General features: G+C 67.3%; 15 protein-coding genes. 8 read left to right on the top strand and 7 right to left on the bottom strand.

Features of this window, described 5'->3' with window-relative positions:
- The first annotated feature begins 70 nt into the window (after positions 1 to 70).
- On the top strand, positions 71 to 769 hold the full coding sequence (locus tag ACT2FV_RS20290) for a YggS family pyridoxal phosphate-dependent enzyme (RefSeq protein ID WP_444504655.1): 699 nt from the start codon (positions 71 to 73) through the stop codon (positions 767 to 769).
- Between the two features lie 50 nt (positions 770 to 819).
- Positions 820 to 1,632, top strand: a complete 813-nt coding sequence (proC, locus tag ACT2FV_RS20285; protein WP_444504654.1) for a pyrroline-5-carboxylate reductase — start codon at positions 820 to 822, stop codon at positions 1,630 to 1,632.
- A gap of 94 nt (positions 1,633 to 1,726) precedes the next feature.
- Here the strand turns inward: proC and ubiA are convergent, their stop codons facing one another.
- The 6 genes from ubiA to recG all read right to left on the bottom strand — a co-directional run bounded on the left by ubiA (position 1,727) and on the right by recG (position 9,848).
- Entirely contained in the window at positions 1,727 to 2,599 is an 873-nt protein-coding gene (ubiA, locus tag ACT2FV_RS20280) for a 4-hydroxybenzoate octaprenyltransferase (RefSeq protein ID WP_059608284.1), read from the bottom strand.
- A gap of 256 nt (positions 2,600 to 2,855) precedes the next feature.
- Complete coding sequence (locus tag ACT2FV_RS20275; protein ID WP_444504653.1) at positions 2,856 to 3,344, bottom strand: Dps family protein; 489 nt, start codon at positions 3,342 to 3,344, stop codon at positions 2,856 to 2,858.
- A 95-nt stretch (positions 3,345 to 3,439) separates the two neighbouring features.
- Positions 3,440 to 3,595: a hypothetical protein gene (locus ACT2FV_RS20270; RefSeq protein WP_170296459.1), complete on the bottom strand. Its 156-nt coding sequence runs from the start codon at positions 3,593 to 3,595 to the stop codon at positions 3,440 to 3,442.
- 99 nt (positions 3,596 to 3,694) lie between these two features.
- The gene (katG, locus tag ACT2FV_RS20265; protein WP_124902674.1) at positions 3,695 to 5,881 is read right to left on the bottom strand and encodes a catalase/peroxidase HPI; all 2,187 of its coding nucleotides are present in this window, start codon (positions 5,879 to 5,881) and stop codon (positions 3,695 to 3,697) included.
- A gap of 542 nt (positions 5,882 to 6,423) precedes the next feature.
- Positions 6,424 to 7,383, bottom strand: a complete 960-nt coding sequence (locus ACT2FV_RS20260) for a hydrogen peroxide-inducible genes activator (protein WP_059608281.1) — start codon at positions 7,381 to 7,383, stop codon at positions 6,424 to 6,426.
- A gap of 137 nt (positions 7,384 to 7,520) precedes the next feature.
- Entirely contained in the window at positions 7,521 to 9,848 is a 2,328-nt protein-coding gene (gene recG / locus ACT2FV_RS20255; protein ID WP_124902676.1) for an ATP-dependent DNA helicase RecG, read from the bottom strand.
- Between the two features lie 167 nt (positions 9,849 to 10,015).
- On the opposite strand from recG, the gene queA reads away from it, so the two are divergent.
- From queA to ACT2FV_RS20225, 6 genes are all read left to right on the top strand, one after another.
- On the top strand, positions 10,016 to 11,083 hold the full coding sequence (queA, locus tag ACT2FV_RS20250) for a tRNA preQ1(34) S-adenosylmethionine ribosyltransferase-isomerase QueA (protein ID WP_059608279.1): 1,068 nt from the start codon (positions 10,016 to 10,018) through the stop codon (positions 11,081 to 11,083).
- Positions 11,084 to 11,253: 170 nt separating this feature from the next.
- Complete coding sequence (tgt, locus tag ACT2FV_RS20245) at positions 11,254 to 12,441, top strand: tRNA guanosine(34) transglycosylase Tgt (protein WP_059608278.1); 1,188 nt, start codon at positions 11,254 to 11,256, stop codon at positions 12,439 to 12,441.
- Between the two features lie 255 nt (positions 12,442 to 12,696).
- Positions 12,697 to 13,020 (top strand): preprotein translocase subunit YajC, encoded by a 324-nt coding sequence (gene yajC / locus ACT2FV_RS20240; RefSeq protein WP_006476868.1) that lies wholly within the window; start codon positions 12,697 to 12,699, stop codon positions 13,018 to 13,020.
- Between the two features lie 106 nt (positions 13,021 to 13,126).
- Complete coding sequence (gene secD, locus ACT2FV_RS20235) at positions 13,127 to 15,148, top strand: protein translocase subunit SecD (protein ID WP_059608277.1); 2,022 nt, start codon at positions 13,127 to 13,129, stop codon at positions 15,146 to 15,148.
- Between the two features lie 18 nt (positions 15,149 to 15,166).
- Positions 15,167 to 16,117 carry a protein translocase subunit SecF gene (secF, locus tag ACT2FV_RS20230; RefSeq protein WP_059465429.1) on the top strand — a complete coding sequence of 317 codons (951 nt, stop codon included), beginning with the start codon at positions 15,167 to 15,169 and terminating at the stop codon, positions 16,115 to 16,117.
- Between the two features lie 158 nt (positions 16,118 to 16,275).
- A complete protein-coding gene (locus ACT2FV_RS20225; protein ID WP_444504652.1) occupies positions 16,276 to 17,814 on the top strand; it encodes a S41 family peptidase in 1,539 nt (512 codons plus the stop codon).
- 21 nt (positions 17,815 to 17,835) lie between these two features.
- Here the strand turns inward: ACT2FV_RS20225 and ACT2FV_RS20220 are convergent, their stop codons facing one another.
- Positions 17,836 to 19,113 (bottom strand): MFS transporter, encoded by a 1,278-nt coding sequence (locus tag ACT2FV_RS20220; RefSeq protein WP_301848916.1) that lies wholly within the window; start codon positions 19,111 to 19,113, stop codon positions 17,836 to 17,838.
- Between the last annotated feature and the right edge of the window lie 171 nt (positions 19,114 to 19,284).

Here is a 19,284-nt window from a genome sequence, read left to right as displayed (position 1 = left end):
GCGTGCCGTGCCGCATTCGTCACCGTACTCGCTGCCGTACTCGTTCCCCGTGCCTGCTTCCGTGCCCGTCATGTCCGACTTCGCCGCCCGTCTCGACTCCGTTCACCGCCGCATCGCCGACGCCGCCCGCGCGGCCGGCCGCGATCCCGCCACCGTCTCGCTGCTCGCCGTGTCGAAGACTTTTCCCGCCGACGACGTGCGCACCGCGCATGCGGCCGGACAACGCGCGTTCGGCGAGAACTACGTGCAGGAATCGATCGACAAGATCGACGCGCTCGCCGACCTGCGCGCGGACCTCGAATGGCATTTCATCGGGCCGCTGCAATCGAACAAGACGCGCCCGGTCGCCGAACGGTTCGACTGGGTCCATTCGGTCGACCGGCTGAAGATCGCGCAGCGCCTCGCCGAACAACGCCCCGCTCACCTGCCGCCGCTCAACGTGTGCGTGCAGGTGAACATCAGCGGCGAGGCGTCCAAGAGTGGCGTCGCGCCGGCCGACGTGGCCGAGCTCGCGCGCGCGATCACCGCGCTGCCGGCGCTGCGGCTGCGCGGCCTGATGGCGATTCCCGAACCGGCTGGCGATATCGACGCGCAACGCGTGCCGCATCGCGCGCTGCGCGCGCTGTTCGACGCATTGCGCGCCGAGGGCCTGCCGCTCGACACGTTGTCGATGGGCATGTCCGCCGATCTCGAAGCCGCGGTGCTCGAAGGCGCGACGATCGTGCGCGTCGGCACCGCGATCTTCGGCGCGCGCGACTATTCGCACTGAGCGCTGCGCTTTTCCGCCTTTCCGTTCAATCACCTGCTCAATCTGACATCATGAAAATCGCATTCATCGGCGGCGGCAACATGGCCGCGGCCCTCATCGGCGGCCTGATCAAGCGCGGCGTCGCCGCCGACGGCCTGTATGCCATCGACGTCAACGAGGACGCCCGCGCGCGCGCGGCGCAGCAGTTCGGCGTCCGCACCGGCGCGGCCATCGACGCGACGCTCGCGGACTACGACGCGATCGTGCTCGCGGTGAAACCGCAGGCGCTGAAGGACGTCGCGCAAGCGCTCGCGCCGCATTTGAAATCGCAGCTCGTGATCAGTATTGCCGCAGGCATCCGCGGCACCGACCTCGCCCGTTGGCTCGGCGACTACGCGCGCGTCGTGCGCACGATGCCGAACACGCCCGCGCTGGTCGGCATGGGCGTGACGGGTCTCGCCGCGCTGCCGGGCGTCGACGCGGCCGGTCGCGAGCTCGCGTCGAACGTGCTCGGCGCGGTCGGCGAGATCGTGTGGTTCGACGACGAAGCGCAGCTCGATGCGGTCACGGCAATCTCGGGCAGCGGCCCGGCCTACGTGTTCTACTTCATCGAAGCGCTGCAGGAAGCCGCGCGCCGCCTCGGCATGAACGACGAACAGGGCCGCGCGCTTGCGGTCGCGACGTTCGCGGGCGCCGCGCAACTCGCCGCGCAATCGGGCGAGCCGGCAAGCGTGCTGCGCGAGCGCGTGACGTCGAAGGGCGGCACGACGGCCGCCGCGCTCGCGTCGTTCGACGCGCAGGGCGTGAAGGATGCGATCGTGCGCGGCGCGCTCGCAGCCGAGGCACGCGCGAAGGAAATGGGCGACGAGCTCGGCCGCGCGTAAGCGCGGCGACCGCCGCCGGGCTTCCGGCGCCGGCAACAAAAAAAGCGGCCTCGGCCGCTTTTTTGCTGGCATCGCGCATCGGCGCGCGGCCCCTTCAGTTGCCGGCCGCACCCGCCAGCAGGTAATGCGCGGCGATTCCCGCGAACAGCACGCCGCCGAGCCAGTTGTTGTGCCGGAACGCCGCGAAGCACGGCATCCGCTCGCGCCCCTTGATCAGCGTGTAGTGATACAGCGCGCAGCCGACCGCAGCCGCCCAGCCGGCCCAGTATGCGAGGCCGAAGCCGAGCGTCACGCCGATCCATACGTAGATGCCGAGCGTCACCGCATAGCATGCCATCACGGCCGCGACGTCGAAGCGGCCGAACGTCAGCGCGGACGTGCGAATCCCGATCTTGATGTCGTCGTCGCGATCGACCATCGCGTATTCGGTGTCGTACGCGACCGACCAGAAGATGTTCGCGATCAGCATCACCCACGCGAGCATCGGCACCGTGTCCTGCACGGCCGCGAAGGCCATCGGAATGCCAAAGCCGAACGCGATGCCGAGATACGCCTGCGGAATCGCGAAGAATCGCTTCATGAACGGATACGAACCGGCGACGAACAATGCGACGACCGACAACTCCTTCGTCAGCGTGTTGAGCGGCAGGATCAGGAGAAAGGCGATGAACGACAGCACCACCGCGATCGCGATGGCTTCCCATGCGCGGATCTTGCCCGACGTCAGCGGCCGATCGGCCGTGCGCTTCACATGACGGTCGAAATCGCGGTCGGCATAGTCGTTCATCGCGCAGCCGGCCGAGCGCATCAGCAGCGTGCCGAGTGCGAAGATCACGAGCAGCGGCCAGCGCGGATGGCCGTCCGATGCGATCCACAGTGCGTTGAGCGTCGGCCAGAGCAGCAGCAGGCTGCCGATCGGCTTGTCCATCCGGACGAGCCGCAGATACAGGGGAAAGCGGGCAAGCATGGCGAAGCACCGGGAAGATAATCCCGGCATTTTAGAGCGGAGGCACGGTTCGCGTCATGTCGGGATGGCCCGCGGCCGGGTGGCGCGGCCCGCGCGTCGGCCGCTCCGGCCCGCTGCAAGCGGCCGGGGCAGTCCCGCCCGCCAATCCAGGGACAGATGGTGGACATGCACCGGCGGGCAGGCGGAATTCAATCCGATGCAGGCAACCTGGCCCGGTTTGAGGTCGGACTGCCCACCGATACCGGCCGCATCGAACTTACGCGAGCAGCGACCGCAGCATCCACGCGGTCTTTTCATGCGTCTGCAGGCGCTGCGTCAGCAGGTCGGCGGTCGGCTCGTCGCTCGCCGCATCGGCGATCGGGAAGATTTCGCGCGCGGTGCGCACGACCGTCTCGTGCCCTTCTACGAGCTGACGGATCATCTGTTCCGCCCCCGGCACCCCGTTCGCTTCCGGCACCGACGACAGCTTCGCGAAATCCGCGAACGTGCCCGGCGCGACGACGCCGAGCGTGCGAATGCGCTCGGCGATCGAGTCGACCGCGAGCCACAGTTCGTTGTACTGCGCTTCGAACATCAGGTGCAGCGTGTTGAACATCGGACCCGTGACGTTCCAGTGGAAATTGTGGGTCTTCAGGTACAGCGAAAACGTATCGGCAAGCAGGCGCGACAGGCCATCCGCGATTTTCCTGCGGTCCTTGTCGCTGATGCCGATGTTGATCTGCGTGGCGTTGCCTTTCCTGGCCATCTTCGGAACTCCTCATTCGAAATGTTGAACCGGAGAAAATGCGTCGAGCAATCCGCATGCCGCGTTGCACGGCACCCGTTCGGGACTCGCCGCGCTCAGCCGCCAGCGCTCGACACGAGCGGCGCGAGCGCGTGCAGCGCCTGCGCGGCCAGCTCGGCCGCACCGCCGACGACGATCGCGAAACCGACGATACGCCGCGCCCACTCGGCCGGCGTGAACGCGGTGCGCATGTTCAGCATCATTTGCGTCATGGTCGTCACTCCTTCGACAAGATCCTGGAAGAAAAAACGGCCGGTCGTGCGACCGGCCGTTTCACGTTACAGCGTGACTGCGTTACCGCATCGCGACATTCACGCGAGGTCGAAACGGTCGAGGTTCATCACCTTGTTCCAGGCCGCGACGAAATCGCGCACGAACTTCTCGTTCGCGTCCGCGCTGCCGTACACCTCGGCCAGCGCACGCAACTGCGAGTGCGAACCGAAGATCAGGTCGACGCGCGTACCCGTCCACTTGACCTGGCCCGTCGCCCGATCGCGCCCTTCGAACACGTCGTTAGCGGCCGACACCGGCTTCCACTCCGTGCCCATGTCGAGCAGGTTCACGAAGAAGTCGTTGGTCAGCGAGCCCGGACGATCGGTGAACACGCCGTGCCTTGCGTCACCGACGTTCGCGCCGAGCACACGCAGGCCGCCGACGAGCACCGTCAGCTCCGGCCCGCTCAGCGTCAGCAGCTGGGCCTTGTCGACCAGCAGCGCCTCCGCCGGCGTCTTGTACGCGCTCTTCAGGTAGTTGCGGAAACCGTCCGCAACCGGCTCGAGCACGGCCATCGCTTCGATATCGGTCTGCTCCTGCGACGCGTCCATCCGGCCCGGCGCGAACGGCACCGTCACGGCCACGCCCGCATTCTTCGCGGCCTGTTCGACGCCGGCCGCACCGGCCAGCACGATCAGGTCGGCGAGCGACACCTTCTTGCCGCCCGTCTGCGCATCGTTGAACGCCTTCTGCACGCCTTCGAGCGTTTCGAGCACCTTCGCAAGCTGCGCGGGCTGGTTGACTTCCCAGTCCTTCTGCGGCGCGAGGCGGATGCGCGCACCGTTCGCGCCGCCGCGCTTGTCCGAACCGCGGAACGTCGATGCGGACGCCCATGCGGTCGACACGAGCTGCGACACGCTCAGCCCCGTCGCGAGGATCTTCGCCTTCAGCGCGGCAACATCGGCAGCGTCGATCAACGCGTGGTCGACGGCCGGAATCGGGTCCTGCCACAGCAGTTGCTCGGCCGGCACTTCCGGGCCGAGATAGCGCGCACGCGGGCCCATGTCGCGGTGCGTGAGCTTGAACCAGGCGCGCGCGAACGCGTCGGCGAACTCGGCCGGGTTCTCGTAGAAGCGGCGCGAGATCTTCTCGTAGGCGGGGTCGAAACGCAGCGACAGGTCGGTCGTCAGCATCGTCGGGCGATGCTTTTTCGCCGGATCGAACGCATCCGGAATCACCTCGTCGGCGCCCTTCGCGACCCACTGATGCGCGCCGGCCGGGCTCTTCGTCAATTCCCATTCGTAGCTGAACAGGTGCTTGAAGAAATCGTTGCTCCACTTCGTCGGTGTCGACGTCCACGTCACTTCGAGGCCGCTCGTGATCGCGTCACGGCCCTTGCCCGATGCGTACGTGCTCTTCCAGCCGAGACCCTGCTGCTCGATGCCCGCCGCTTCCGGTTCCGGACCGACGTTCGATGCGGGGCCCGCGCCGTGCGTCTTGCCGAACGTATGGCCGCCGGCGATCAGCGCGACCGTTTCTTCGTCGTTCATCGCCATCCGCGCGAACGTCTCGCGGATATCGCGTGCCGCCGCGACCGGGTCGGGGTTGCCGTCCGGGCCTTCCGGGTTCACGTAGATGAGGCCCATCTGCACAGCCGCGAGCGGATTCTCGAGGTCACGGTCGCCCGAGTAACGGCTGTTCGGGCCGCCGCTCAGTTCCAGCCAGATCTTTTCCGAACCCCAGTAGACGTCGTCCGGCTCCCACGTGTCGACGCGGCCGCCGGCGAAGCCGAAGGTCTTGAAGCCCATCGATTCGAGCGCGACGTTACCGGTCAGGATCATCAGGTCGGCCCACGAGATGTTGCGGCCGTATTTCTGCTTGATCGGCCACAGCAGCCGGCGCGCCTTGTCGAGGTTGCCGTTGTCCGGCCAGCTGTTCAGCGGGGCGAAGCGCTGTTGCCCGCCGCCCGCGCCGCCGCGGCCGTCGGCGGTCCGGTACGTGCCGGCGCTATGCCAGGCCATCCGGATGAACAGGCCGCCGTAGTGACCGAAGTCGGCCGGCCACCAGTCCTGCGAAGTCGTCATCAGCGCCTGCAGGTCGCGCTTCACCGCCGCGAGGTCGAGCTTCTTGAACGCTTCCGCGTAGTCGAAATCCTTGTCCATCGGATCGGACAGCGCCGAGTGCCGATGCAGGATGTTGAGATTGAGCTGGTTCGGCCACCAGTCCTTGTTCGACGTGCCGCCGGCCGCCGTATGGTTGAACGGACATTTCGATTCGGTCGACATGCTTTTTTCTCCTTTACTTGCTCGTAAGCCCCCACTTGCCGGGCGCGGTTCGTGGAGCATTGCAGGGGGATGAAACGGAACAGGTTGGTCCTGTCGTGCTACGGGGTGTCAGGCGGAGTTGCCTTCGATGCGGGCTGCGGGACTTCGGACATGCAATGCTCCCTCATGGCTGAATGGCGGTGAGTCGGGGGAACACGGAACCGGGACGCCGCGGCACTCATCCGCCATACACACGGTCCGCCAGATACGCGAACGCTATCGGGCGCAGGCTTCGGGCCGCTGCCCTCGCGCGATTTACGACCACGTCGCGCGACGGGATGTTCCGCTGCGCGTGCTGCAATACCGACCGCATCATGACATCCTCCTTTGACATCTGCATTCAGTGTGCAAATCGGACCGCAGATCCAGTGCAATCCATGGAAGTGATTCTATGAATTTCTATCATGAATTTGAATTTGATAAATTTCATCTATTCGATAGGCAAAAATAAACGGGGTCGCTAGACCCCGTCCCTGGCCTGCCTCAGATGCACCGCACCCTGCTCAATTCATCGTCGCCGGCATGTCGAGCTTCGCGACGCCTGGCAGGTCGCACGCCGCGATCGCGTCGCTGATCGCGTCGATCGCCGGCATCCGCGTGAAGCTCTTGCGCCACACCAGCACGACGCGACGATCCGGCACCGGTTCGTTGAACGGCACGTACGACAGCAACTCGGCGTCGGGGCCGTTCGCGCGCGGGCCGACTTCGGCGACCGACATCCGCGGCAGCACCGTGATGCCGACACCGCTCGCGACCATATGGCGGATCGTCTCGAGCGACGACCCCTCGAAGGTCTTCTGGATACCGTCGGCCGTCTGCGAAAAGCGCATCAGCTCCGGGCACACGCCGAGCACGTGGTCGCGGAAGCAGTGACCGTTGCCGAGCAGCAGCATGGTTTCCTGCTTCAGGTCCTCGGCGTCGATCTCGTGGCGCTTCTCCCACGGATGGCCGGCCGGCAGCGCGACGACGAACGGTTCGTCGTACAGCGGCCGCACCATCAGGCCGGTTTCGGGGAACGGCAGCGCCATGATCGCGGCGTCGATCTCGCCCTGCTTCAGCAGTTCGAGCAGCTTCAGCGTGTAATTCTCTTGCAGCATCAGCGGCATCTGCGGCACGCGCTGGATCATCTGCTTGACGAGCGTCGGCAGCAGGTACGGCCCGATCGTGTAGATCACGCCCAGACGGAACGGGCCGACGAGCGGGTCCTTGCCCTGCTTCGCGATCTCCTTGATCGCGAAGGTCTGCTCGAGCACGCGCTGCGCCTGCGTGACGATCTGGTCGCCAATCGGGGTCACGCTCACTTCGCTCGCGCCGCGCTCGAAAATCTGCACGTTGAGCTCGTCTTCCAGCTTCTTGATCGCCACCGATAGCGTCGGCTGGCTCACGAAGCATGCTTCGGCCGCGCGACCGAAATGCCGTTCGCGCGCGACCGCGACGATGTACTTCAATTCAGTCAGGGTCATTGTGGGTCAATCAGGGTTATACAGGCGATAGGTTTAATTTATACACCCGTTGGCACCGGTTCGCCAAGTTTCTCTGCATCGCGATGCGCCGAATCACCGCCGAACGGCGGCTTCGTATCCGTCCCTGATTGCGCGAATCAGGCCTTCAGATACTGCTCCCGCCCGCCGAGCCAGCGTGCGAGGTGCTGCGTGACCACGTCGGGATACGCGGCGATCAGCCGCGCTGCCGCGTCGCGGGCCGGGTCGATCAGCCAGCCGTCGGTCTCGAGGTTCGCGAAGCGCAGCATCGCGGCGCCGGACTGGCGCGCGCCGAGAAATTCGCCGGGGCCGCGGATTTCGAGGTCGCGCCGCGCGATCTCGAAGCCGTCGGTCGTCTCGCGCATCGTCTTCAGCCGCTCACGGCCGGTCAGCGACAGCGGGCCCGTGTACAGCAGCACGCAGACCGACGCCGCGGTGCCGCGCCCGACGCGGCCGCGCAGCTGATGCAACTGCGCGAGGCCGAAGCGCTCCGCGTGCTCGATCACCATCAGGGACGCGTTCGGCACGTCGACGCCAACCTCGATCACGGTCGTCGCAACGAGCAACTGCACGTCGTTGCGCGTGAAGGCTTCCATCACGGCCGCCTTGTCGGCCGGCGACAGCCGCCCGTGCACGAGCCCGACCTTCAGTTCGGGCAGTGCCGCGGCCAGCGTCTCGTAGGTCTCCACGGCCGTCTGCAGCTGCAGCGTCTCGCTCTCCTCGATCAGCGGACACACCCAATAGACCTGGCGGCCGGTCAGCGCGGCCTCGCGCACGCGGGCAATCACCTCCTCGCGCCGCGCATCGCCGACGAGGCGCGTCAGCACCGGCGTGCGACCCGGCGGCAATTCGTCGATCGTCGACACCTCCAGATCCGCGTAATACGTCATCGCGAGCGTGCGCGGAATCGGCGTGGCCGACATCATCAGCTGGTGCGGCTGGAAATCGCGCGCGCCGTTGGCCGCGTTCGCGGCCTTCGCGCGCAGCGCGAGACGCTGCTCGACGCCGAAGCGGTGCTGCTCGTCGACGATCACGAGGCCGAGCCGCGCGAATTCGACGGTGTCCTGGATGATCGCGTGCGTGCCGATCACGAGCTGCGCGGTGCCGAGCGCCGCGGCCTCGATCGCCGCGCGCTTCTCCTTCGCCTTCAGGCTGCCCGCGAGCCAGGCGACCGATACGCCGAGCGGTTCGAGCCACGCGCGCAGCTTGCGCGCATGCTGCTCCGCGAGGATTTCGGTCGGCGCCATCAGCGCGGCCTGGTAGCCGGCGTCGATCGCCTGCGTGGCCGCCAGCGCCGCGACGACCGTCTTGCCGCTGCCGACGTCGCCCTGCAGCAGCCGCTGCATCGGATGCGCGAGCGTGAGGTCGTGCGCGATCTCGTCGACGACGCGCGACTGCGCGCCCGTCAGCGTGAACGGCAGCGCCGCGTAGAGACGCGTCGTCAGCGCGTCGGCATCGGTCGCGGTGCGGCGCGGCATCGCGGGCGCCGCGCGCGTGCGGCGCTCCTCGTGCGCGCGCTTGAGCGACAGCTGCTGCGCGAGCAGTTCCTCGAACTTGATGCGGGTCCACGCCGGATGCGAGCCGTCCATCAGCGCGGCTTCATCGGAATCGACGCCCGGGTGGTGCAGGATGCGCACGGCCTGCGCGAGCGTCGGCACGCCGAGCGGCTTCAGGTAGTCGCGTTCGATCTCGGGCGGCAGCAGCTCGGGCAGCGGCGTGCGCTCGACCGCGTTCTCGATCGCCTTGCGCAGATAGGCTTGCGACACGCCGGCCGTGCTCGGATAGACGGGCGTGAGCACCTGCGGCAGCGGCGCATCGGCTTCGACGACGCGCACGGCCGGATGCACCATCTCCATCCCGAAGAAGCCGCCGCGCACGTCGCCGCGCACGCGCAGCCGCTGGCCGACCGCCATCTGCTTGACCTGCGAGCCGTAGAAATTGAGAAAGCGCAGCACGAGCTGCTCGCCGTCGTCGTCCTGGATCTTCACGACGAGTTGGCGCCGCGGCCGGTATGCGACTTCGTTGTCGAACACAACGCCCTCGGTCTGCGCGATGCCGCCCGGCAGCAGTTCGCCGATCGGCGTGAGCGTGGTTTCGTCCTCGTAGCGCATCGGCAGATGCAGCACGAGATCGATCGAGCGTGTGAGGCCGAGCTTCGCAAGCTTGTCGGCGGTCTTCACGGGTTTGTCGGCAGCCGGTTTCTTCTTGCGCTTCGCGCCGGGCGTACCGGCTGCCCCCGCGTCGTCGCTGCCCGCGCCCGGTTCGACGTCGGGCGCGGCGGCGGCCGGCTGCGCGAGCCGCCCGTCGGCGCCGCGCTTCGGGCCCGCGCGGCGCGGCGCGGCACCGCGCGGCTCGACACTTTGCGCGTGCAACGCGGCATCGTCCGCGTCGAACGGATCGGCGGAATCGGCAACAGCGGCGGAGGAACGGCGTGGTGACACAGGCATCGGATCGTCTGGGTGCTTCGCAAGGCAAGTACAATAGCGGCTTTCACGTCGTCCGAACGAACGACGCCGGCCAGGCCGCGCATCCCGCCATCATAGCGGCTTGCGCGCCCCATTCATGCGTTTCCGCCCTGTCGGCGGCGCCCGCCGGCCGTTTCGAACCAGCCCGCATGTTCACGCTTTCCGATTTCGATTTCAATCTGCCCCCCGAGCTGATTGCGCAAACCGCACTGCCCGACCGCACCGCGAGCCGCCTGCTCGAGGTCGATGGCACCGTCGAGCCCGCGCGCCTCGTCGACCGCCGCTTCGCCGAGCTGCCGTCGTGCATCGCGCCGGGCGACCTGCTCGTGTTCAACGATACCAAGGTGCTGAAGGCGCGCTTCTTCGGCCAGAAGGCCAGTGGCGGCAAGATCGAGGTGCTGATCGAGCGCGTGACCGGCACGCACACCGCGCTCGCGCAGATCCGCGCGAGCAAGTCGCCGGGCGCCGGCACGACGCTGCGCCTCGCCGACGCGTTCGACGTGACGGTCGGCGAGCGCGTCGAGCCGTTCTTCACGCTGCATTTCCCGGAGCCGTGCCTCACGCTGATCGAGCAGCATGGCCGCCTGCCGCTGCCGCCGTACATCGAGCACGACGCCGACGCGAACGACGAGACGCGCTACCAGACCGTCTATGCGAGCAACCCGGGCGCGGTCGCGGCGCCCACGGCCGGGCTCCATTTCGACCAGCCGCTGCTCGACAAGCTCGACGCGATGGGCGTCGAGCGCGCGACGCTGACGCTGCACGTGGGCGCCGGAACGTTCCAGCCGGTGCGCGTCGAGAACATCGCCGAGCACCGGATGCACAGCGAGTGGTACGACCTGCCGCAATCACTCGTCGACAAGATCGCCGCGACCCGCGCGCGCGGCGGCAACGTGATCGCGGTCGGCACGACGTCGATGCGCGCGCTCGAAGCCGCGGCGCGCAGCGCCGACGAAGCGGGCCGCCCGCTCGCGGCGACGCAGGCCGAGACCGACATCTTCATCACGCCGGGCTACGGTTTCCGCGTCGTCGATCGGCTCGTGACGAACTTCCACCTGCCGAAGTCGACCCTGCTGATGCTGGTGTCCGCGTTCGCGGGCGTCGAGACGATCCGCGCCGCGTACCGGCACGCGATCGACGAACGCTACCGCTTCTTCAGCTACGGCGATGCGATGCTGCTCACGCGGCGCGATACGCCGGAGGCGCCCCGCGCGTAAGCGCGGCAGGTGCGAAGACGCACCGGCCCGCGACCGCGCAGCCGCCGTGGCTCCCGTTGTCCCGCTGCGCGCGCTCCGATGGCGCGCGCCCGCTTTTCCCAGCCGCCGGCTTGCCGGCGGCGTTTCCAACATGCGCCGGACTGTTCTCCGGTGGCAAGGAGAATGACGCGATGACCGAAGGTTCATCCCACGATACGCACGCTCCCGTGCAGGACCGCCCGGCCAACGGGCTCGAATTCGAACTGCTGACGACCGACGGCCATGCGCGCCGCGGCCGCGTGAAGCTCAACCACGGCGTGGTCGAGACGCCGATCTTCATGCCGGTCGGCACGTACGGCACCGTGAAGGCGATCCAGCCGCGCGAGTTGCATGAGATCAAGGCGCAGATCATTCTCGGCAACACGTTCCACCTGTGGCTGCGCCCCGGCCTCGAGACGATCGACGCGCACGGCGGCCTGCACGGCTTCATGGGCTGGAACAAGCCGATCCTGACCGACTCGGGCGGCTTCCAGGTGTTCTCGCTCGGCGACCTGCGCAAGATCACCGAGGACGGCGTGACGTTCGCATCGCCGATCAACGGCGACAAGCTGTTCCTGTCACCGGAAGTGTCGATGCAGATCCAGAAGGTGCTGAACTCCGACATCGTGATGCAGTTCGACGAATGCACGCCGTACGCGACCAACGGCGTGCCGACCACGCACAAGGAAGCGGCCGACTCGATGCGCATGTCGCTGCGCTGGGCGAAACGCTCGCTCGACGAGTTCGACCGGCTCGGCAACCCGAACGCACTGTTCGGGATCGTCCAGGGCGGGATGTTCGAGGACCTGCGCGACGAATCGCTCGCGGGCCTGTCGGAGCTCGGCTTCCACGGCCTCGCGATCGGCGGGCTGTCGGTCGGCGAGCCGAAGGAAGACATGATGCGCGTGCTGCGCCACGTCGGCCCGAAGCTGCCGGCCAACAAGCCGCACTACCTGATGGGCGTCGGCACGCCGGAGGATCTGGTCGAGGGCGTCGCGAACGGCGTCGACATGTTCGACTGCGTGATGCCGACCCGCAACGCACGCAACGGGTGGCTCTTCACGCGCTTCGGCGACGTGAAGATCCGCAACGCGACGCACAAGAATTCGCTGAAGCCGCTCGACGCGAGCTGCACGTGCTACACGTGCCAGAACTTCTCGCGCGGCTACCTGCACCACCTGCACCGCGTCGGCGAAATCCTCGGCGCGCAGCTCAACACGATCCACAACCTGCACTACTACCTGCAGCTGATGAGCGAGATCCGCGACGCGATCGAGACCCATACGTTCGACGCGTTCCGCCAGCGCTTCGCGGAGGATCGCGCAAGAGGGGTCGACTGACCGGCCGGCGGGCCGCGTGGCTTCGCACCGCTGCCCGCACCGCGCCACGTCACATAGGATGCGTACTAAATATCGCGTCCCGACCGCCAGTTGTGGCCGCCGAATATTACAATTGCCTTTCCAAACGCGTCGCAACGGTGCCGTTTCATGCTTTAACAGCTTGATCCGAAAGCGCATTTGCTGCGCCGTTTGCACATGGGGCCGGTGGTAGAATAACCGGCTTAATTTTCGATCTTCCCCTACGGAGAGACCAACGTGCCGTTCATTTCCAATGCCTTCGCGCAAGGCGCCGGTGGCGCCGAATCGAGCCTGATGAGCTTCCTGCCGCTCATCCTGATGTTCGCGGTGCTGTACTTCATCATGATCCGTCCGCAGATGAAGCGCCAGAAGGAACACCGCAACATGCTCGCGGCCATGGCGAAGGGCGACGAAGTCGTCACGAGCGGCGGCCTCGTCGGCAAGGTGACGAAGGTCACCGAAGGCTACATCGGCGTCGAAATCGCCGAAGGCACCGAAATCACCGTGCAGAAGGCTGCGGTCACGACCATTCTGCCGAAGGGCACGATCAAGTCGCTGTAAGGCTTTCACCGAGCGTCCGGCTCCCCGCGTCGTGCCCGCCTGAGAGAGCGGGCCGCCGCGGCGCCGGACGCGACGCTTTCACGCCAACCACCCGTTCGGCCCCCTCATGAATCGTTATCCACTCTGGAAATATGTCGTGATGGTCGTGGCGCTCGCCATCGGCCTTCTGTACACATTGCCCAACTTCTTCGGCGAAGCGCCGGCGGTGCAGGTGTCGAGCGGCAAGGCCACGGTCAAGCTCGACTCGACCACGCTGACCCAGGTCGAATCCGCGCTCGCTTCCGCGCAGATCACGCCGGACGACGTCACCTTCGAGAACACGGCGTCCAACGCGAACATCCGCGTGCGCCTGAAGGACACCGATACGCAACTGCGCGTCAAGGACCTGCTGCAGAAGTCGCTGAACGCCGATCCGAACGATCCGCAGTACGTCGTCGCACTGAACCTGCAAAGCGCGTCGCCGCGCTGGCTGACCGCGCTGCACGCACTGCCGATGTATCTCGGCCTCGACCTGCGCGGCGGTGTCCACTTCCTGCTCCAGGTCGACATGACGGGCGCGCTCACGAAGAAGCTCGACTCCGACGCATCCGATGCGCGCACGCTGCTGCGCGACAAGAACATCCGCGACGGCGGCGTGAGCCGCGTCGACCAGTCCGTCGTCGTCAATTTCAGCGACGCGCAGACGGCGGAAGACGCCCGCAAGGTGCTCGCCGCGTCGGTCACCGAACTGCAATGGGCGACCCAGCCCGGCGGCGGCGGCACGCAAGTCGTCGGCACGTTCACGCCGGCCGTGCAGAAGGCCGTCGAGGACGCCGCGCTCAAGCAGAACCTGACGACGCTCCACAACCGCGTGAACGAACTCGGCGTGTCCGAGCCGATCCTGCAACAGCAAGGCAGCGACCGCATCGTCGTCGAACTGCCGGGCGTGCAGGACACCGCGAAGGCGAAGGACATCATCGGCCGCACCGCGACGCTCGAGGCGCGCCTCGCCGATCCGATCAACACGCACCCGAACCCGAACGACCCCGTGCCGCCGGGCGAGGAGCTGTTCACGCAGGGCAACCAGGCGCCCGTTCTGCTGAAGAAGGAAGTGATCTTCACCGGCGACCGCATCATCGATGCGTCGGCCGGCTTCGACGAACACCAGCGTCCGTCGGTCAACATCCGCCTCGACTCGGCGGGCGGCCGCTCGGTGCGCGCGGTGTCGCGCGAGAACATCGGCAAGCCGATGGCGATGGTGCTGTTCGAGAAGGGCAAGGGCGAGGTGCTGACGGTCGCGACGATCCAGTCCGAACTCGGCGACCGCTTCCAGATCACGGGCCAGCCGACGCCGCAGGCGGCGGCAGACCTCGCGCTGCTGCTGCGCGCCGGTTCGCTCGCCGCACCGATGGACATCATCGAGGAACGCACGATCGGCCCGAGCCTCGGCGCGGACAACATCAAGATGGGCGTCCACTCGGTGATCTGGGGCTTCTGCGCGATCGCCGTGTTCATGATCGCGTACTACATGCTGTTCGGCGTGATCTCGGTGATCGGCCTGTCCGTGAACCTGCTGCTGCTCGTCGCGGTGCTGTCGCTGATGCAGGCGACGCTGACGCTGCCGGGTATCGCGGCAATCGCGCTCGCGCTCGGCATGGCGATCGACTCGAACGTGCTGATCAACGAGCGCGTGCGTGAAGAACTGCGCGCCGGCCAGCCGCCGCAGATCGCGATCCAGGCCGGCTACGCGCACGCGTGGGCGACGATTCTCGACTCGAACGTCACGACGCTGATCGCCGGCCTCGCGCTGCTCGCATTCGGCTCGGGCCCGGTTCGCGCGTTCGCGATCGTGCACTGCCTCGGCATCCTGACGTCGATGTTCTCCGCGGTGTTCTTCTCGCGCGGGATCGTCAACCTCTGGTACGGCGGCCGCAAGAAGCTGAAGTCGCTCGCGATCGGCCAGGTGTGGAAGCCGGAAGGCGCCACGGCTGGCGCCTCGTTCGCCGCGGCTGACGAATCGACCGATACCGCACGCGCAGCGAAGCTCGCCGCACCCGCGAAGGGCAACGCACCGCGCGCCGGCAAGCCGCAGCTGCGCAACCGCGCGCAGCAAGGCGTGTCGACGAAGAAACCGGGCTCGACCCAATAAGGCCCCGGAGACGAAGCCATGGAATTTTTCCGCATCCGTAAAGACATTCCGTTCATGCGGCACGCGCTGGTGTTCAACGTGATCTCGCTGGTCACGTTCCTCGCCGCCGTGTTCTTCCTGTTCCACCGCGGGCTGCACCTGTCCGTCGAATTCACCGGCGGCACGGTGATCGAGGTGCAGTACCAGCAGGCCGCGCAGCTCGAACCCGTGCGCGATACGCTCGGCAAGCTCGGCTACGCCGACGCGCAAGTGCAGAACTTCGGCACGTCGCGCAACGTGCTGATCCGCCTGCAGTTGAAGGAAGGCCTCACGTCCGCGCAGCAGAGCGACCAGGTGATGACCGCGCTGAAGGCGCAGAGCCCGGACGTTACGCTGCAGCGCGTCGAGTTCGTCGGCCCGCAGGTCGGCCGCGAACTCGCGACCGACGGTCTCCTCGCGCTCGCCTGCGTGGTGATCGGCATCGTGATCTACCTGTCGATCCGCTTCGAATGGAAGTACGCGGTCGCCGGCATCATTGCGAACCTGCACGACGTCGTGATCATTCTCGGCTTCTTCGCGTTCTTCCAGTGGGAGTTCTCGCTGGCGGTGCTCGCGGCGATTCTCGCGGTGCTCGGCTACTCGGTCAACGAGTCGGTCGTCATCTTCGACCGGATCCGCGAAACGTTCCGCCGCGAACGCAAGATGAGCGTGTCGGAGGTGATCAACCACGCGATCACGACCACGATGTCGCGGACGATCATCACGCACACGTCGACGGAAATGATGGTGTTGTCGATGTTCTTCTTCGGCGGCCCGACACTGCACTACTTCGCGCTCGCGCTGACGGTCGGCATCATGTTCGGCATCTACTCGTCGGTGTTCGTCGCGGGCTCGCTCGCGATGTGGCTCGGCATCAAGCGCGAAGACCTGATCAAGGAAAAGAAGACGGCGCACGATCCGGACGATCCGAACGCGGGCGCGCAGGTTTAAACACCGCGTCGTTTCGGCGGATACCAGAAGGCCGGTCCTGTTGGACCGGCCTTTTTTCATGCGCGAGCCGCGTCCGCTTCCTCCGGCGCGACCGCACGGACCGTCGGCTACAATCGCTTCACCATCCCGCCCCGCCACCCGTCGAAGCCGCGGTCCTCATGATGCCTGCCACGCATGTCGTTCATCGCATCGTCGCCTGGAGTACCGGTGCCGCAGCCGCGGCCGCGTTCGTTGCATGCGCATCGGCCGCCCGCGCGCAATCCGCGTCCGCCCCGCCCGCCGCTGCTGCTACCGCGGCGTCACAACCGTCACCCTGCCCGCCCGACTGGGAACCGCAGCTCTGCGAGCTGAAGGCCGCGGTCGAAGTGCTGAAGAAGCAGCACCTGACCGACGTCGACATCGGCGCGTTGCTCGACGCCACCGTGCACGACGGAATCAAGACGCTGCCGTATGCGCGCTTCTTCAACGCAAAGGAGGAACAGCAACGGCGCGACGACGAGCGCCGCGCACGCGACGGCACGCCGGGCATCGGCATCGTGTTCGAGACGCGGCCCGACGGCCTGCACATCATCGACGTGATCCCCGACGCGCCCGCCGAACAGGCCGGCGTTCGGCCCGACGATCTCGTCGTCGCGATGAACGACCGGAGCGTCGTCGGGATCGACAGCAGCGAGGTCGTGAATCTCGCGAAGGGCGACGCGGGCGTGCCGCTGAAGCTCACGGTCCGGCGTGGTCCAAACCATTCGACGCTGACCTTCGCGCCGGTCCGCGCAATCGTCCGGCCACACCCGGCGACCGCCAAGCGGCTCGCGGGCGACATCCTGTACACGCGACTGTCGAGCTTCCCGGAGCCCGCGGTCGGCAACTATATCGACGCGGTGCAGGCCGCGCGCCGCGCGGGGTCGCCAGTGAAAGGCGTGATCCTCGACCTGCGCATCAACGGCGGCGGCGCGCTGAATGCGGCGATCGGCATCACCGCGCTGTTCGCCGGGCGCGACCGCACCGCGATGGTGACGCTCGAGCGCGACGGCACGAAGCGTCGCCGCTTCACGACCAACTGGCCCGACTACGAACTGCCGGTCATGCACGGCCAGGATCCGCTCGCACCGCTGCAGGCAGACGACTGGTGGCGCAGCGTGCCGCTCGTCGTGCTCGTCGACGGACAGAGCGCGTCGGCCGCCGAAGCGACAGCGGCGGCACTGAAGGACCTCGGCCGCGCGCGGCTGCTCGGGATGCCGACCTACGGAAAGGGGCTCGCGCAGACCGGCGTCGACCTGATCGACGGCACACGCGTCAATTTCACGTTCGCGCGCAACCTGCGGCCGAACGGCTGCCCGATGGACGGTTACGGCGTCGTGCCGGACTGGCTCGTGCCGCCGCGCCACGACTCGGACGTCGACGGCGTGCTGCTGTGGTACCGCGAAGTCGATCTCGCCCGCGCGCCGTATGCGGACCGGCTGGCGCCCGATCCGTTCGCGCAGGTACGCAAGGCACGGCAGAAACTGCGCGAAGCGCGCGTGCGCGAGAAAATCGATACGTCGAAGAGCGCGGCGCTGCCGCAGCGGGAATTCGGCACGGATGCCGACTGGCAGCTCCGGCAGGCGCTTGACGCACTCGCCGGCCGGCCGGTGCAGACCATCGCCGCGCCCGCGCAACTGATGCCGGCGCAGCCGGTATGCGAGCGCGGCAGCGACTGACGCGCCGCCGCGCACCCCGCGTCACCGGAACCCGAACCGCCGGCGCAGCACGATCAGCGCCGCGAGGCTCAGCACGGCCGCGAACATCAGGTAGAAGCTCGGCGCGGTCTTCATCCCGGTCGCGCGGATCAGCCACGCGATGATGAACGGCCCGAAGCCACCGAAGATCGTCACCGCGACGTTATACGCAAGCGACATCCCGGTCGTGCGCGTCTGCACCGGAAACACTTCGGACAGCAGCCCGGGCAGCGCCGCGAAATAGCCGGTCATCAGGAACGCGAGCAGCACCTGCAGCGCGATCAGCGTGCCGAAGCCCGGATGCGCGACCAGGTACGCGAACGCCGGGTAGATCAGCACGAGGATGCCGACGGCCGGCGCGAGCATAACGCGCACGCGTCCGTAACGATCCGACCAGTGGCCGACGAGCGGTGCGAACGCCATCTGGATCACGCCGACGACGAGGATCGCGGCAAACGCGGCCGACGGCGCAAGGCCGAGCTGCTTCACGCCGTAGGTCGGCATGAACAGCACGAGATAGGTCGCGACGGTGCCGAGCACCACCACGCCCATCGCGGCGACGAGCCGTGCCTTGTGCGACGCGAACGTGTCGCGCAGCGGGCTCGCGGTGCTTTCGGCGGCGAGGAATTCGGGCGTCTCGTCGACCTTCGAGCGGATGTAGTACGCGACGGGCCCGAGCAGCAGCCCGAAGAAGAACGGGATGCGCCATCCCCACGCGGCCATCTGGTCGGCGGTGAGCTGCGCGTTCAGCACAGTGCCGAAGCCGGCGGCAAGCAGCGTCGTGAGCCCCTGGCTCGCGACCTGCCAGCTCGCGAAGAAGCCGCGCCGGCCCGGCACGTGCTCGGCCAGGAACGCGGTCGCGCTGCCGAATTCGCCGCCGGCGGAGAAACCCTGCATCAGCCGCGCGGCGACGAGGATCAGCGGCGCGGCAACGCCGATCGTCTGGTAGGTCGGCAGCACCGCGATCACCAGCGTGCCGGCCATCATCAGCAGGATCGACAGCGTAAGCGCGGCCTTGCGGCCCGCGCGGTCGGCATACGCGCCGAGCACGATCGCGCCGAGCGGGCGCATGAAGAACGACACGCCGAACGTGCCGAGCGTGAGCAACAGCGACACGGTATCGTTGCCGGCCGGAAAGAACAGCTTCGAGATCGTCACCGCGAAGAAGCCGTAGACGACGAGGTCGAACCACTCGAGCGCGTTACCGATCGACGCGGCGACCACCGCGCGCCACACGCGCGGCGACGAGGCAATGGAGCTGGACTGCGTGACGGCATGCATCGGCGATCTCCTTGTCGTTGTACGTTGTGTCGGGCGCGCCGATTCTCGCGCCGCGCGCTGCGCCGACGATTATAGGCGCGCAAAAAAAACCGCCGCGCCCCCTGAAAACGGGAGCGCGGCGGCTGGCTCGCGACGGGCCGGCGGCGTGACGCGGCGGCCAGCCCGGCCGCG

It is taken from the genome of Burkholderia sp. PR2 (genome assembly GCF_052372875.1).
GTDB lineage: Bacteria > Pseudomonadota > Gammaproteobacteria > Burkholderiales > Burkholderiaceae > Burkholderia > Burkholderia diffusa.
Note: the sequence above shows the minus strand (reverse complement) of the source record. Positions and strands in the feature narration are given on the sequence as shown.

Coding starts and splice junctions, on each gene's coding strand:
- ACT2FV_RS20220 (WP_301848916.1), bottom strand. CDS start 19,113: ATGCATGCCGTCACGCAGTCCAGCTCCATTGCCTCGTCGCCGCGCGTG.
- proC (WP_444504654.1), top strand. CDS start 820: ATGAAAATCGCATTCATCGGCGGCGGCAACATGGCCGCGGCCCTCATC.
- ACT2FV_RS20290 (WP_444504655.1), top strand. CDS start 71: ATGTCCGACTTCGCCGCCCGTCTCGACTCCGTTCACCGCCGCATCGCC.
- secD (WP_059608277.1), top strand. CDS start 13,127: ATGAATCGTTATCCACTCTGGAAATATGTCGTGATGGTCGTGGCGCTC.
- secF (WP_059465429.1), top strand. CDS start 15,167: ATGGAATTTTTCCGCATCCGTAAAGACATTCCGTTCATGCGGCACGCG.
- ACT2FV_RS20275 (WP_444504653.1), bottom strand. CDS start 3,344: ATGGCCAGGAAAGGCAACGCCACGCAGATCAACATCGGCATCAGCGAC.
- ubiA (WP_059608284.1), bottom strand. CDS start 2,599: ATGCTTGCCCGCTTTCCCCTGTATCTGCGGCTCGTCCGGATGGACAAG.
- queA (WP_059608279.1), top strand. CDS start 10,016: ATGTTCACGCTTTCCGATTTCGATTTCAATCTGCCCCCCGAGCTGATT.
- ACT2FV_RS20260 (WP_059608281.1), bottom strand. CDS start 7,383: ATGACCCTGACTGAATTGAAGTACATCGTCGCGGTCGCGCGCGAACGG.
- recG (WP_124902676.1), bottom strand. CDS start 9,848: ATGCCTGTGTCACCACGCCGTTCCTCCGCCGCTGTTGCCGATTCCGCC.
- tgt (WP_059608278.1), top strand. CDS start 11,254: ATGACCGAAGGTTCATCCCACGATACGCACGCTCCCGTGCAGGACCGC.
- katG (WP_124902674.1), bottom strand. CDS start 5,881: ATGTCGACCGAATCGAAATGTCCGTTCAACCATACGGCGGCCGGCGGC.
- ACT2FV_RS20270 (WP_170296459.1), bottom strand. CDS start 3,595: ATGACGCAAATGATGCTGAACATGCGCACCGCGTTCACGCCGGCCGAG.
- ACT2FV_RS20225 (WP_444504652.1), top strand. CDS start 16,276: ATGATGCCTGCCACGCATGTCGTTCATCGCATCGTCGCCTGGAGTACC.